Genomic DNA, 14,353 nt, shown 5'->3' on the forward strand with positions numbered 1-14,353 from the left:
ACCATGAGAGGATCTCTTCATGAGCACCAGCGATGGACTTCCCGCTCAATCGAGGCGACGCATCGACGCCGATACGCGATTCGAGGCCATCGATTTCGTGAACCGAGTCAACTTCTTGTTCGACCGCTGGCGACCGGAGGAACTGCTCGCCGCGTTCTCCGACGATGTGATCGTTGATCACCCGCTTGGTCGAAGTACCGGCAAGGTGGAATTGGCGACTTTCCTAAAGGCCTACGAGCCCATCACCCACGGCGTCCGGCGGCACAATTGCAACCATGTGATCGACGCCGGGCCTGACGACGACATCGTCGTCACCTACTACATCCTGCTCATCCGTATTGCTCCATCGAGCCAGGCCGGCAAACTCAAGGCCGCTCCCATGGAGATCATGGAATACGACGAGCATCTGCCCAAGCTGATCTCCTACGCGATGGTCACGGATCGGCTTACCAGGACGTCAGCCGGCGACTGGCGCGTCCGCCACAAGCGGGTCGAGAATGTCTCCGAGGACAAGGTGTTTCATTTCTAGACACTTGATGGATCTTGAACCCATCGACCGACCGGCGCGCGGGAGAAGGCTCTCCCTCAATGATCCAGCCGGGCACGCGTGACCCGGCCGGAATTGACTGTATCGGCGCGCGTTCAGAAAGCGCACCGGCGGCCGCTGCTAACGCGCGAGTTTGTTGATCACGGCGACGAGAGCGGCTGGATCGGTCACAAAGGGGGTATGGCCCGTGGGCTTGGTCTCGACCTCGCTGATATGGGCGTCTGCGATCATCTGATCCTGAAAAGCAGGGCTGATCACCTGGTCGCGTGCCGTCCGGTGTCCGGTGCCTCCGCGAACACGCCAAAAGCGGAAAAGTAATGATGATCAGTCAGGACTCAAAGCGAGCGCGCCTTCGGTCTCCCTGATCAACTCGGACAAGGATGGCCGATAGCCCAACGACCCCGCTCCAGCTACTCCCCTGTCCCCAAGAGTCGCAGCTATCTTGCCACCCACTTCAACGGCGGCTCAGAATGATGTTCTTCTGCTGCATATCGCGTACTCGTTCTTGCGGAATTCTTAGTTCATTCAATATCTCTTCGTTGTGCTCGCCCTGGTACGCCGGTGCGCCGGGCGCCGGCAGCTCGGAGCTGCTGAAGATCCATGGATTGCCTGGCATGCGCAACGAGCCGCCGTTTCTATCGTCAACTTCCACGACAGCGTTCCACTCCTTGATCCAGTCTGATCTCGCGAACTCGTTGACGGTCCGAACGCGGCCGACAGCAAGGCCGGATTCGCTGACTTGCGCCTGCAATTGCTCGAGATTGGCAAACGTCGCGAGCCATGCCCGAACTTCGGTGAGCAATGACGTTAGGTTTTCGCGGCGCAGCTTTGCGGTCGCATAGCGTGGATCGGTCAGGAGGTCGCTTCGCCTCATCATCGCGCAGAAGCGCGTGAACATCGGCGAGTAGATCGGACTTCCTGCGATCGTCAACTGGGTGCCGTCAGCCATCTCGTAGATGTGGGATTCGTTGGCTGACAACGCGATGGGCTCGCCATAGGTGTCGATCTCCGACAACAGCGCCCCCGCGCGCTCGTTCACTGACAGCATAGTGGCCGCCATGGAGACGTCGACGTGCTGACCCTCGCCCGTCCGGTTGCGATGCTGCAAGGCCGCGAGCACGGCGATCACTCCCTGCAATCCGGTGTAGACGTCCGCATGGCTGCAGGAGTCGCCGCGCGGCTCGGATAGCGCCTCGCCGAAATGCTCTTGGACGATCGCGGTTAGGCCGGTCTCCGCCTGCACCGTGGGCGCAAAGGCCGGCCGATTTTTCCAGGAGGTCGATTGTCCGTATCCGCTCAGGGACACGTAGACAACGCTCGGATTGAACGCCTTTACATGCTCGTAGCCGAAGCCGAAGCGGGCGAGCGTGCCGGGCCGGAAATTCTCGACGATGACGTCCGCCTCGCGACACAGCCGCGTGACGATCTCGCGCGCCTCGGGATAGTTCAAGTCGAGGCTCAGATTTCGTTTCCCGGCATTCTGCTGGACATAATACAGACCGATGCCGCTGACATAGGGCAGACCGACGCGTCCGAGGTCGCCGGACGGTGGCTCGATCTTGATGACGTCGGCGCCCAGATCACGAAGCGCCTTGGTGCAGTGTGGGCCCGCCAGGACCCGGGTGAAGTCGACCACCCGCACGCCTTCCAGGGGAGCAGCAGACACGGTCAATCTCCCTGGAACACGGCAGTTGCCGGGCCCGTGGCGAAGAACGCCTCGGCACCGCGCTGACGGTCCCTGGCCTCCCAGATCATCTCGTTGATCTCGATCTGTCGCGCGTCGGCCGCCCCGATTCCACCGCGTGCCTCGAGGTTGGCCTGCATCTTGATGCCCTTGATCACCTGTGTCGGGCCCGCGGCAAGCTGCCGCGCCCAGGTCAACGACGCCGATCCCAATTCGGATTCCGGCACCACGAGGTTGATGATGCCCCAACGCTCGAACGCCTCCGGCGTGTGGCGGCGGCCGAGCATGGCGATCTCCTTCGCGCGCGCGACGCCGGCCCGCTGCGCGAGCCGCTGTGTACCGCCGAGCAAAGGCAAAAGGCCCACCGCGACCTCGACCTGACCGAAGAAAGCGGTGTCGGCCGCGAGGATCATGTCGCAGGTCAGCGCGATCTCGAGGCCCCCTCCAAGGGCGCCGCCGTTCACGGCCGCCACCGTGGGCACGGGAACGTCTTCGAGGGCATGAAGCATGGCCTCGAACCGAGGCTTGTCGGTATGTATGGTCGTCCCGGTGCCCCAGGACGCCATTTCAGCGCCGGCACAGAAATGGCGCATCGAGCTGCGCAGCAGGATCGCGCGGCAGCCGCCGCTGACGACCGCGTTATACGCAGCCATAAGATCTTCGACCAATCTGTCGTCGATCAAATTGTGCGGCGGCTTCGCGAGCGTCACCACGCCGACCTTCCCGTCGATTTCGTGAGCAACTGTGGTCATCCGTCTTCCTCCGAACAGTCAAAGACCCGGGGTCCGGGCCCGACCGATGAACGCTTCCTCGTTTCACGGCGGCTGCCGTAGGCCTTCGGCCGTCTATTTCCAGTGAAATCTGGTCGCACGGAAGGGAAGTGACAACGTCAGGGTCTGCCAATTATGATGTCAATCACTGCCAAACATGGCTTTATTGACATTAGCCGTAGGTCAATCCGTGCCAGACAAGTCGATCTGATGAAGCTGATCAAACTCGTGACTCCGATCTCGGGCGACCTCGACGCCCCGACCCAGAACCTTCTGGGCCTAGCGGCGCTGGCCGCGGAGCTCGGGGCGGAAGGCATCTCGGTCCGGGATCTCTTCGCGCGGACCGGCGTCGACCCGGCGCAGCTTGAGGATGCCTATGCCCGCATCTCGCATCGCCAGCGGCTCGCAATCTACCGGAACGCCATGAGGCTCGCGAAGCGCTCCGACGTCGGGCTTTTAGCCGGCGCCAGGCAGAGGATCAGCGACTACGGCATTTATGGATACGCGATGGTCTCGAGTCCCGCGTTCGGAGATGCGCTGCACTTCTCGCTCGATCATGTGACCATGGCGGGCCCGGCCGTTCGGCAGATCAGCTTCCGCATTGAGGGCGGGACGACCGCCATCCTGAGAAGCCACGGTCTCGACACGCTCGGCGAATTGTTGCCGTTTGCCGCGGAGTTCTGGCGAAGCTCGATGACCGTGCTGTTCAGTCGCGTCCTCGAACTGCCGTTCCCGACCAAACGCATGATCTTCCCGTTCCCGCCCCCGGTCCATTGGCGCAACTACGAACGCCTGTTCAACTGCCCGATCGATTTCGATGCGGATCGGATGGAGTGGCACTTCGATGCCAAGGTCCTGGATCTGCCCTGTCCGAATGCCAACCCGATCACCGCGAAGATTTGCCAGCAAGTCTGCGACACGGTATTGACCGAACACCCCGGCGAATCCGACCTCGTGCGGCGCATTCGTGCTGCCTGCCTGAACAGCCCGAACCGATTCCCGCCAGCCTCTGAAATCGCCTCCCAGCTCGGCCTCTCGTTACGGACCTTTCACCGACGGTTGTCGGACGGCGGACTGTCCTATCAATCCATCGTCGACGAGATGCGCCGGTCGCTCGCGACCGAGCTGCTCGAGAATACGCATATGAGTATCGACCAGGTGGCCGAGCGCATCGGTTTCGCCGACGCGACTAGCTTTCGCAAAGCCTTCAAGAAATGGACCGACCGCTCGCCGACCGATTTCCGCAACCCCGCGCGGATGCGGTAGAATTAGGCCATCATCCTGACCAGGTTGGAAATCAGCGTCACCAGGATCAGCGTCGAGACAGCCGCCAAGGCCGTCAGTAGCTGACCATGGCGCACCTCGTCCAGCTCGAGGAACGGTGAAATGAGCGCCGCGTATACAAGGGGCCCGGCACTCCATCTCACATCTCCCTGCGCGTCAGCCGGATGTCGTGCCGCCAGCGACGAGTTCGGCGGCCTAGATCGTCCCGACACAGGAGCCAAACCAATCGAGGCGTATCCCGATCGGTGACACTTGCCCCGGAATGTGATCTCATTGCCGTCCTGCAGAAATCGCCTCTGCTCGCTGTTGGAAAGCACGACAGGCTTCGACCCGCCATTCGCGAACTCCAGCATGCTGAGCTGATCGTCGCCCGCGAGTAAAATCCCATCTCGAGCTCGAAATCCAATCGTTCGCATGGACCGAAGCCGGGCGGCGCGCCGAGCACGCCCGCTGCATCGCGGCGATCGTCTCTCTCGCCCCCCGGCGCCCCTGCTTCCCTAAGATTCGAGGGCATTTTTTCGCGAAGCTCGATGTCTGAATCCCCGAGCCGGCAAAACCGGACTAGGATGGGGTTTTCCCTATTGGGGCAGCTCATGTTCGACACGGCAACCACCGCGCTTTTGCGCGCGGTCCTCGACGAAGTATGCGAAAGCGTCTCGCACCGCGAGATCGGAGCAGGTTCCTCACTTCGCATCGAAGATCCTGGAAGCTGCTACCAGGGACGAGTTCTCCCCGTCAGGCTCAGGGAGGTCGGCCGCGACGCGCTGTCCCGTGCACCCACGATGTGGCGCTGATCGATCCGGAGGGGGCGTGAACTTCCAGGTGACGGTCCTCAAGATTCTGGTGAGCTATCCGGATGGCTTCGCCGTCATGGAGGACCTCAAGAGGGACATGGCGATCCTCGCGACCAGTGGCCGCGATTGGGCGGACCGGACCAAGCGCCTTGCGGCCCGAGTCCCCGATCTCGACATCTTTTCCCACAAGCTGGTCGAACGGATGAGCGGCGGATGGCAGATCACGGCTAAGGGACGGGCAGTGCTTGAGTTCATGGAAGCTCGCCCTGCTGCGCCCCAGCCGATCCAGGCGCCGTTGGTTGAGAGGGCTACGGCTGCGACAATCGCTGCGACGCAGGTTCCGCCGCTGCGGCAGCCCGTTGATCGAGCCAAGCGGCGGCGCGAATGCCGCGAACGTCGGCGCGAGGCGCGCGAACGAGCGAGGGCGAACGCCTCCTGAAGTGTCCTACAGGGCCGGTAACGCGCGAAACGAAGGGGACGGGAGCCGAACCCGCGCGCTATCGCCAGCCGCGACCGCTCCGCCGGCCCTGACCGCTCCCCGCACCCCGCATTTGAATGGAGGCCCCTTTTCTGCCGACGAGAGCACCTGCCGTTTCAAGCCGGCGTGGAAGCGGTCGATGAGGACACATCCGGATTCAGCCGGGCACTCGATCTAGTCGATGCCTGCGTCAGACAAACCATGGCCGATGCGCGTCAGATCCCATTCGACGCGTGGAGGAATGTCAGCGAACATCGTTGAAGTCACTAACCCATCTCCTTCCAGCTTTCGCAAAAGCAATATCAACGAACGCTGCGATACCACCCCAGCCAACTCGCGTGTCAGTCTGCTCAGGCGCTTTGGACCGTCACGCAATTTTAGAAGAACGGCCGCGCTCAAATTGTCGCCGACATGAGGCGCAATGTTCGCGATCCCTTCTGGCTCGCGACGAGCGTCGGGTACACTCCCCTCGGTGGACGGACGCGAACTTCGCGCATATTTTCGCTTCGACACCATAACCGCAGTTCTATTGTCTACTGACAATGCACATTTGCCCATTCACGCCTAGAACGCGAGCTCGTACAGTTTCCGGGCTTCCGATATGTCGACCTCGAGTGGATAGTTCGAGCCCGAGCCCTTCATCGCCTCCCCTGTAAGACGATCCAGATGCGCTCTTGACACGCCCAGATCACGCAAACGAAGAAACAGGTTCGATGTCACGAGCGCCTCTCGGATGCAATCAATGAACGCCGACGCCGTGTTCTGCTTTGCCCCGGCTATTGCTGCCAATTCAGCATACTGCGCGTGCGCCTTCTCCGCATTGACGTCCAACACGGGAGCAAGAAGCGGTGCCCATGCGACACCTTGTGAAACGTGGAAGTGTTCCCATAGAGGGGCGCCCAAAGCGCTGATTGCGCCGCCTGAGGCGTTAGCACGCGCGGCACCTGCCAACGCACTTCCGACCAGCATCTCGCCGCGAACAGATAAATCCTCCGGTCTTTCGATCACCACGGAGAGGTTGGGAACTATTAGGCTGATGGCCTTGCGCGCCAACATATCTGCCACCATATTTTTTCTGTGGCGGCTGGTATACGCCTCTATGGCGTGCACGAGCGCTTGGATCACAATTGCCGCCGTTACATGCCAAGGAACACTTGCCGCCAACTCCGGATCCAGAAATGCCATATCCGGACGCAAGTTCGGCGATGAGAATGAGCTCCGCTGGCGAGAGGATGTTACCAAAACAGCAGTGGCTGACACTTCTGATCCGCCTCCCGCTCCAACCGGGATCAAAATGAGCGGCAACCTCTCGGCAAAGCGCCTCTCCTCGAGAAGATCCGCGACCTCTCCAGAGCCCGCCAGGGCACACGCAGCAAATTTTGCGGTGGCCATTGCATTGTCGTCACCTAGCCCGATGACGACGTCTGACTTCGCCGACCGGCCAAGGTGGATGGTAGACTCTACCGCACCCGGCGTGGCATCCAGGTCGAATTCGGTGATCGCTACGCTGTGAGAATCCTTGCGAATATTCGCGACGATTTCTTCTGTTGCGATCAACTTGCGATCGGCCAGAATCAGAGGCCGTTGAGCTCTTAACGATTGAATCTTTGCGCCGATTTTATTCGCCACACCAGCTTCCAAAACGAACGGAGCCAATCCACCAAATGCTAGAGAGATCATGGAAATCGAATACTCCCGGAATCACAGAGAAGGATGCTACGTCACGTTCCCCACTGACATTGTCAAATATTCGCGAAGGAGCCGCGAGCAGGTGCCGGCACATACATCGCACACGGCTTAGCCACTGATCCAGTCAATTACCGTCATTGCACTAGGCCACAGTTTACAACCGCCCAACGCATCGTTCGGCCCCTCCAAGGTCAGACACCTCCCATGCAGAGGTATTTGATTTCAAGATAGTCTTCGATGCCGTACTTGGAGCCCTCTCGGCCGTTCCCACTTTCCTTGACCCCGCCGAATGGAGCGACCTCGGTCGAGATGATTCCATCGTTGATGCCGACTATCCCATACTCGAGTGCCTCGGCAACCCTCCAGACGCGTCCAATATCACGGCCATAGAAGTAAGCGGCTAACCCGAACTCGGTATCGTTGGCGAGCTGGATGGCCTCTTGCTCGCTCTTAAAGCGAAACACGGGAGCGACCGGGCCGAAGGTCTCCTCACGGAATATCAGCATTTCCGGCGTCGCATCAGCCAGGACAGTGGGTTCGAAGAACGTACCGCCGCGAGCGTGGCGCTTTCCACCCACTGCCACCTTGGCACCCTTGGACCTCGCGTCGGTGATGTGCTCCTCGACCTTCTCGACCGCGGCCATGTCAATCAGCGGACCGATCGTTACTCCTTCTTCGAAGCCGTCCCCAACCTTCAAATTGTCACGAACAGCCTGCGACAGACGCGCAACGAAGATGTCGTAGATGTTGTCTTGCGCAAGAATGCGATTCACGCACACACAGGTTTGGCCAGCATTCCGGTACTTCGAAGCAATAGCGCCCCTCACCGCGGCATCGATATCGGCGTCGTCGAACACGATGAACGGCGCATTTCCTCCAAGCTCCATCGAGGTACGCTTTACGGTTGATGCAGTTTGGGCAATGAGGTGTTTTCCGATCTCGGTCGAGCCGGTGAAAGTCAGCTTTCGCACGGTAGGGTTCGACGTCATTTCGCCGCCGACGGCCCCAGCCGCGCCCGTGATCACCGAAAAAACACCTGCCGGCACGCCGGCTCGCTCAGCAAGCGCCGCGAGCGCCAGTGCAGACAAAGGCGTTGCACTTGCAGGCTTCAAAACCATCGTACAACCCGCAGCGAGCGCTGGTCCAGCTTTGCGGGTAATCATCGCAGCAGGAAAATTCCAGGGAGTGATGGCCGCGCACACCCCAATTGGCTGCTTCAGAACGACGATCCGGCGGTCGGCCGTAAATGGCGGAATTGTATCGCCGTAGACTCTCTTGCCTTCCTCCGCAAACCACTCAATGAAACTCGCCGCGTAGGCGATTTCGCCGCGGCTTTCGCTAAGCGGCTTCCCCTGCTCTGCCGTCATGATGATAGCGAGATCCTCTTGGTTCGCCATCGTCAGATCGAACCATCTACGCAGTATGGAGGATCGCTCCTTCGCTGTCTTGGCGCGCCAAGCTGGAAAGGCTCGGTTCGCAGCCTCTATGGCTTGACGCGTCTCGCCCGCGGTCATGCTCGGCACTGAGCCCACCAGATCGCCTGTCGCTGGATTGGTCACCTTGATGGTGTCTGCGTTTTGGGCGGAGACCCACGCGCCACTGATGTAACAGTGCGAGCGCAGCAGGGTCGGGTCAGTTAATTTCACAGCCGTCATCCTCTCACTCCGCGACGTCACCATTATCCGAGACCAAGATTTCCTTCAGAGCGCAGCGAAACGATTCAGGAATCGGTTTCGGCCGCCGCGTCTTCCGATCGACATACACGTGCACGAAATATCCTTCGGCGGCCGCAATCTCGCTATCGCTTCGAAACAGCCCAATGCGGTATCGCACGGACGACGTCCCGATCCGGTCGGCTCGCAGACCTACCCTGATCAAGTCGGGAAACGCGAGCTCGGAGAAGTAGCGGCAACCCGTCTCGACGACGAGACCAATCTGGCCACCGCCATTGATATCAAGCATGCTCTTTTCGATCAGCCAACCGTTCACGGCACTATCGAACAGCGAATAGTGAACGACATTGTTCATGTGCCCATAGGCGTCATTATCCAGCCAGCGCGTCGTAATGGCGCGCCACGCCTTGTAGTCGGAGGCCCGCGAGGGAGCAGATCGAGCCGCCATGTGCCTCACCAGGCGGCCCGATAGATCGCCAGTGCATCGCTCTCTGTCACCGGGCGCGGATTGTTCACAAGAAGGCGCTGCTGCTTCATCGCATCCTTCGCCATCTGGGCAAGATGCCGTTCGCCGACGCCGACATCGCGGAGCTTTGTGCTCATCCCGAGCCGGGACGACAGCGATGCAAGCGCCTCAATGAACGCCACGCACTTTGACTGGACGCTCGGCTCTTCTGCGATCTCGGGAAACGCATCAGCGGCGATCTCCGCATAGAGATGGGCCGCCTCCGGCGCGTTGAATCGCAACACATGTGGCAATACCAGAGAGTTCGACAGCCCGTGCGGCACGTGGAAGGTACCGCCTACTGGATAGGCAAGAGCGTGAACCGCGGCCACAGGCGAATTGGCAAAGGCCTGACCAGCCAGCATCGATCCCAATAGCATGGCACCCCGGGCTTCGAGATCGGCTCCATCGAGCACGGCTCGTTCGATATTGGCCCCTAGAAGCTTGAGGGCTTCGCGCGCAAGCGTTCGCGAGATCGGATTGTTGTTGCCGCTTTTGGATGTGTAGGCCTCGATCGCGTGAACCATCGCGTCCACACCTGTCGCCGCAGTAATGGCCGGCGGTAGTCCGACCGTCAATTCTGGATCTAGAATTGCGATATCCGGCAGGATTATCGGCGAGGAGACCCCGCGCTTTTCGTCCTCGCCCACTGTAATGATGGAAACGGGTGTGACCTCAGAGCCCGTTCCAGCCGTTGTCGGCACCAGGACGAGTGGTAAACGCGGCCCTTTCGCATTTCCGACGCCCCAGACCCCGTCAATGTCTTCACCCGACCCCAAGAGCAAAGCAGCCAATTTGGCCACATCGAGAGACGAACCGCCGCCGAAGCCAACCACGCCAGTAACGCCCGCCGAGCGTCCATCATCGACCGCTCGCAGGACGGTCCTTGAGGAAGGGTCCGCCTCCACGTCGCTGAAGATCTCCACCTTCGCCCCGGCCCGGTCCAATGAGCCAATAGCCGCGTCACAAATCCCGAGTCGGCGCAAGCCGCTATCGGTGACGAAAAGCACTTTATCGCCGAGTAAGCCGCCAACAAGGTCGTAAAGCTGCGCTGCCGACTTGTTGGCAAATACGATGGTGGGTGCCCTGAATTGAAAGGGATTCATTCGATCGTTCTCCTAGCGGCCTACCGCCCTCATGCCGTCGCCGCTTGCCCGACTCTTTTGAAGGACGTGTTCTGGAGCTCACCAAGTGGCGGCGCGCCGTAAGAGGCCGTCCGTTGCGCCGCCGGCGCTTCGCCATACGTCGTTGTTCGCTGCCTCACCTGCCGGCCGGCACTTGCGATCCATTCTTCGATCGTTTCGGGCGGCGCTTCTTGCCCGTGAACCGCACCCGCCGCCCGTGTGATGGACTCGTTCATGAGCGTGCCGCCAAGATCATTGACGCCTGCACTCAAGGCGAGGCGGACTCCCGTGGGCCCGAGTTTCACCCAAGAGGCTTGAATGTTGGTGATGAAAGGATGCAGTGCAATTCGCGCGACTGCGTGCATCAAGATCGCTTCACGGAAGGTCGGTCCTGGGCGAGCGCCTCCCTTGAGGTAGATCGGAGCTTCCTGCGATACGAATGGCAGAGGAACGAACTCGGTGATGCCTCCCGTTCTGGCCTGAAGGTCACGCAGATGGAGAAGATGCCTGGCCCAGTGCTCGGTACCCTCAATGTGGCCATACATGATGGTCGACGTCGTTCTCAGACCTACCGAATGCGCCGTTTCGAGCACATTCAGCCATTGGCTAGTTGTCAGCTTATCCGGACAGAGGGCGGCACGGACTTCATCGTCCAATATTTCGGCGGCAGTGCCCGGAAGGCTCCCCAAGCCGGCATCCCTTAGCTGACCGAGATAGTCCCGCAGCGGTATATCGAGGGTGGCCGCCCCTTGTGTCACCTCAAGAGGAGAGAATGCGTGAATGTGCATCTCCGGGGTAGCGTCACGAACGGCGCGACAGATATCCAGGTAGGTCCGGCCAGTATAATCAGGATTGATGCCTCCTTGGAGGCAAACCTCGGTCGCGCCCCGTGCCCATGCCTCACGGGCTCTCCGGGAGATCTCGGCGAGCGTCAGATCATATGGTTTGCCGCGAAGATCTTCATGCGTCTTTCCCTTGGAGAAAGCGCAGAACTTGCAGCCATAAGTGCAGACGTTTGTATAGTTGATATTTCTGGTTACGACATAAGATACGACACCGCCGTTCACGTGCCGGCGCAACTGGTCTGCAGATTCACACACAAAGGCATACTCGTCGCCGCGGCAAGCGAACAAACGTACGATTGCGGAAGTCTCAAGACGTTCGCCATCCAGACCGCGAGCGACAATCGCGCGGACGCTTTCGCTGACGTTGCTGCTCCTCCGCGCCCCGGCTTTCGGGGTGTCAGGTGGAGGTCGGACTCCGCCGGCCCTCCACTCACATTCCCTTGCGAGCCACTCCGCGTCCGCTCTCTCCAGAACACGTGGAGCAACCGCTTTGTCGATCCAGCGAGATCGATCAGCGACATACGACGGATACACCGTCAACCTCTGAACGAGGCGTTTGCCCGCGTCCGCTGTCTTCCGTTCCAGTTCTTCGATGTGCGGCCAAGGCGCTTCAGGATTTACAAGGTCCGGAGTAACCGGCGACACACCACCCCAGTCGTTGATGCCGGCTTCGATCAAAAGTCGAAGCATGCCGGGGCTCAGGTTTGGCGGAGCTTGGATGCTGATTGAGGCACCAAGTGTTAAACGTGCGATCGCAATAGTGCGGCGGAACTCGTCGGCGGACACCTCACAATGGTTTGCCATCCTGGTACCCGGCTTTGCCCGGAAGTTCTGAACGATCACCTCCTGCAAATGACCATACTCGCGATGCAACTCTCTGAGCGCAACAAGAGCCTCCACCCTCTCCCGCATGGTTTCGCCAATTCCCACGAGGATTCCGCTGGTGGTGGGAATCTTCAGCTCGCCAGCGGCCCGGATCGTACCGAGCCGGGCCGCTGGAATCTTGTCAGGCGATCCGTGGTGCACCATGCCATGCGCCGTCAGACGGTCCGATGCAGATTCCAGCATGATCCCCATTGAGGCCGAGACGGAGCGCAACGATCGAAGCTCGCCAGCAGTCAACGTACCGGCATTGATGTGCGGGAGAAGACCGGTCTTCCTTAGCACCACACCCGCAGCATGGGCGAGGTACTCTACCGTTGAGGCGAAGCCTTCCCTTTCGAGCCACTCCCGAGCCACCCGATAGCGAAGCTCGGGCTTTTCCCCCAGAGTGAACAGCGCTTCATTGCAGCCAGCTGCCCTGCCGCGTTCCGCAAGCGCGAGGACGCCATCGATGGACATGTAGGGGGTGTCGAGCCGCTTCGGAGCCTTTGCGAATGTACAATAGTGGCAGACATCCCGGCACAATTCCGTCAATGGAATAAACACTTTGCGAGAGTAGGTCGTAACATCGCCGAAGCCCGCATCCCTGATGAACGACGCCGCCTCCAAAAGATCCGAGAGCTTCTCTTCGGACAAAGAAGCTAGTAGCTCGGGCGAAAGCGTCTCCCCCCCGACCACTGACATTGCGATCTTCTTCAAGCGCATCTGTTTTGCCTTTCTTGAGCGTCCCGTTCGACCCACTTCGTGAGCATCGAACGAAGGGTAGGAGGCAGCACGTGGTGTCCAGCGACTTTCAGCACGGCCTGAATGTCCGCGAAGTGATCCAAATCATGCGAAAGGCATGCGGATTCAACCAAGCGAATCTCGGCGGTCTTGAGAGCTGCCGCGCGTTGATACTCAACGGCGCTATTCCTGCCATAGAGCGGCGGCAACAGGTCTCCCGGTCGGGATAGCCGCACGTTCGTACCGGCTCCAAGCCGATCCATGACGATGGTCGTTTGAACTGGCGCACCATCAAGATGCTGCTTCAGGATACCTTCGAATTCCTCTGCATCGAAGAGAGGCAGATCCGCGAATACGATGCCGACATCGTTCGCTCCGTCGGCGACGGAACGCTTGACTGCGCGGTCGACCGCAGCGTTCAGACCCGGCGACAGCGGATCATCCGGCAGCACCTCGAAGCCGAAAGGCGCCGCCATTCGCACCAGCGACGGCTCCGAGGAAGCGAGGGTTACGCGCCGCACTCCGCGCACGCGAGCCAACTGCTCGATGACCGTGGCAACGAGCAGCCTGGCGAGTTTTACTCGTTCGGCTGGAAGAAGCGCGCCCGCGAGACGCGTCTTCGCCTCCGAGAACCTCTTTACCGGGACGATGATGTCCATGTCATGTAAGCCCGACCAGCTTTATGCCCGCCTGGCACTTGAACTGCCGATTGATGGTAATCAGGACCGATGTCAAGGCTTCCGATGCCGCGGAATTCGCAAGAGGTCCTCCGTAGACGCCCCGCATGCCCGTCGCCTCGACGAGTTCGATAACGCGCGCACAGTCTTCCCGTTTGTTGCCGCAAACGATCACGTCGCCTTCCATCGGATGCAAGGCCTGCAGCTTGTCTGCTGCTACTGTTTGAAAAGCGGAGACGACGCTTACGTTGTCACCTAACGCTTCTTGCGTGGACACCGCCGCCGAACCCGCTTGCGGGAGCTGCACGGTGCCGACACGCGGAGGAACAAGTGGAGCGGTCGTATCGAGCACGAGCCGCCCCTGTACGGATTCTCGAATGTGGCCAAGCATGCCGGCGTGCTGACTGAACGGCACCGTTAGGACGACGATGTCGGCTGCTCGCGCAGCTTCGACATTCTCTGCACCGGCAACCCGCCCCGACACACCCTTCTCGCTGAGCAGAGCGGAAAGCCCTTGGGCCGACACGGTCGCACTCTCTGCACTTCGCGAGCCGATAGTGATCGGATATCCCGCCAGCGCCCACCGGCGGGCCAGACCAGTCCCGAGTGCTCCGGTGCCGCCAATGATCGCGATCGAGGGCTTATGCGACATAGCTTAGATCTCCCGTTTAAAGTCCG

Annotated in this window: 14 protein-coding genes; 4 read left to right on the forward strand and 10 right to left on the reverse strand. The window is 60.3% G+C overall.

The genetic code is table 11. The annotated features are described in order from the left end of the window. Window positions 1–19: 19 nt before the first annotated feature. Both GWG65_RS31205 and GWG65_RS31210 read left to right on the forward strand, forming a co-directional pair. Window positions 20–529, forward strand: a complete 510-nt coding sequence (locus GWG65_RS31205) for a nuclear transport factor 2 family protein (protein WP_275199316.1) — start codon at window positions 20–22, stop codon at window positions 527–529. Between the two features lie 78 nt (window positions 530–607). Beyond that, a complete protein-coding gene (locus tag GWG65_RS31210; RefSeq protein WP_275199317.1) occupies window positions 608–865 on the forward strand; it encodes a hypothetical protein in 258 nt (85 codons plus the stop codon). Window positions 866–1,001: 136 nt separating this feature from the next. Here GWG65_RS31210 and GWG65_RS31215 read toward each other — a convergent pair whose 3' ends face one another. Together GWG65_RS31215 and GWG65_RS31220 are read right to left on the reverse strand one after the other, a co-directional pair. Continuing rightward, window positions 1,002–2,213, reverse strand: a complete 1,212-nt coding sequence (locus tag GWG65_RS31215; protein ID WP_275199318.1) for a CaiB/BaiF CoA-transferase family protein — start codon at window positions 2,211–2,213, stop codon at window positions 1,002–1,004. 2 nt (window positions 2,214–2,215) lie between these two features. Then, window positions 2,216–2,983 carry an enoyl-CoA hydratase/isomerase family protein gene (locus tag GWG65_RS31220; protein ID WP_275199319.1) on the reverse strand — a complete coding sequence of 256 codons (768 nt, stop codon included), beginning with the start codon at window positions 2,981–2,983 and terminating at the stop codon, window positions 2,216–2,218. 228 nt (window positions 2,984–3,211) lie between these two features. Between GWG65_RS31220 and GWG65_RS31225 the strand changes: the two genes are divergently transcribed. Then, window positions 3,212–4,267, forward strand: coding sequence for an AraC family transcriptional regulator (locus tag GWG65_RS31225; protein ID WP_275199320.1), 1,056 nt, complete (start codon window positions 3,212–3,214; stop codon window positions 4,265–4,267). Window positions 4,268–4,269: 2 nt separating this feature from the next. Here GWG65_RS31225 and GWG65_RS31230 read toward each other — a convergent pair whose 3' ends face one another. Further along, window positions 4,270–4,638 carry a hypothetical protein gene (locus tag GWG65_RS31230; RefSeq protein ID WP_275199322.1) on the reverse strand — a complete coding sequence of 123 codons (369 nt, stop codon included), beginning with the start codon at window positions 4,636–4,638 and terminating at the stop codon, window positions 4,270–4,272. A 457-nt stretch (window positions 4,639–5,095) separates the two neighbouring features. On the opposite strand from GWG65_RS31230, the gene GWG65_RS31235 reads away from it, so the two are divergent. Then, window positions 5,096–5,518: a hypothetical protein gene (locus GWG65_RS31235; protein ID WP_275199323.1), complete on the forward strand. Its 423-nt coding sequence runs from the start codon at window positions 5,096–5,098 to the stop codon at window positions 5,516–5,518. A gap of 603 nt (window positions 5,519–6,121) precedes the next feature. Here the strand turns inward: GWG65_RS31235 and GWG65_RS31240 are convergent. The 7 genes from GWG65_RS31240 to npdG all read right to left on the reverse strand — a co-directional run bounded on the left by GWG65_RS31240 (window position 6,122) and on the right by npdG (window position 14,327). Beyond that, window positions 6,122–7,237, reverse strand: coding sequence for an iron-containing alcohol dehydrogenase (locus GWG65_RS31240; protein ID WP_275199324.1), 1,116 nt, complete (start codon window positions 7,235–7,237; stop codon window positions 6,122–6,124). A 200-nt stretch (window positions 7,238–7,437) separates the two neighbouring features. Continuing rightward, window positions 7,438–8,901 (reverse strand): NADP-dependent succinate-semialdehyde dehydrogenase, encoded by a 1,464-nt coding sequence (gene gabD, locus GWG65_RS31245; protein WP_275199325.1) that lies wholly within the window; start codon window positions 8,899–8,901, stop codon window positions 7,438–7,440. A 4-nt stretch (window positions 8,902–8,905) separates the two neighbouring features. Continuing rightward, window positions 8,906–9,367, reverse strand: coding sequence for a thioesterase family protein (locus GWG65_RS31250; RefSeq protein ID WP_275199326.1), 462 nt, complete (start codon window positions 9,365–9,367; stop codon window positions 8,906–8,908). 5 nt (window positions 9,368–9,372) lie between these two features. Continuing rightward, window positions 9,373–10,530: an iron-containing alcohol dehydrogenase gene (locus GWG65_RS31255; RefSeq protein ID WP_275199327.1), complete on the reverse strand. Its 1,158-nt coding sequence runs from the start codon at window positions 10,528–10,530 to the stop codon at window positions 9,373–9,375. 29 nt (window positions 10,531–10,559) lie between these two features. Continuing rightward, window positions 10,560–12,980, reverse strand: coding sequence for a 5-amino-6-(D-ribitylamino)uracil--L-tyrosine 4-hydroxyphenyl transferase CofH (gene cofH / locus GWG65_RS31260; RefSeq protein WP_275199328.1), 2,421 nt, complete (start codon window positions 12,978–12,980; stop codon window positions 10,560–10,562). After that, complete coding sequence (cofC, locus tag GWG65_RS31265) at window positions 12,971–13,657, reverse strand: 2-phospho-L-lactate guanylyltransferase (RefSeq protein WP_275199329.1); 687 nt, start codon at window positions 13,655–13,657, stop codon at window positions 12,971–12,973. The genes cofH and cofC overlap by 10 nt, the downstream gene beginning before the upstream one ends. 1 nt (window position 13,658) lies before the next feature. Continuing rightward, window positions 13,659–14,327 (reverse strand): NADPH-dependent F420 reductase, encoded by a 669-nt coding sequence (gene npdG / locus GWG65_RS31270; RefSeq protein WP_275199330.1) that lies wholly within the window; start codon window positions 14,325–14,327, stop codon window positions 13,659–13,661. Window positions 14,328–14,353: the final 26 nt, after the last annotated feature.

It is taken from the genome of Bradyrhizobium sp. CSA207, from assembly GCF_029051685.1.
Taxonomy (GTDB): Bacteria; Pseudomonadota; Alphaproteobacteria; order Rhizobiales; family Xanthobacteraceae; genus Bradyrhizobium.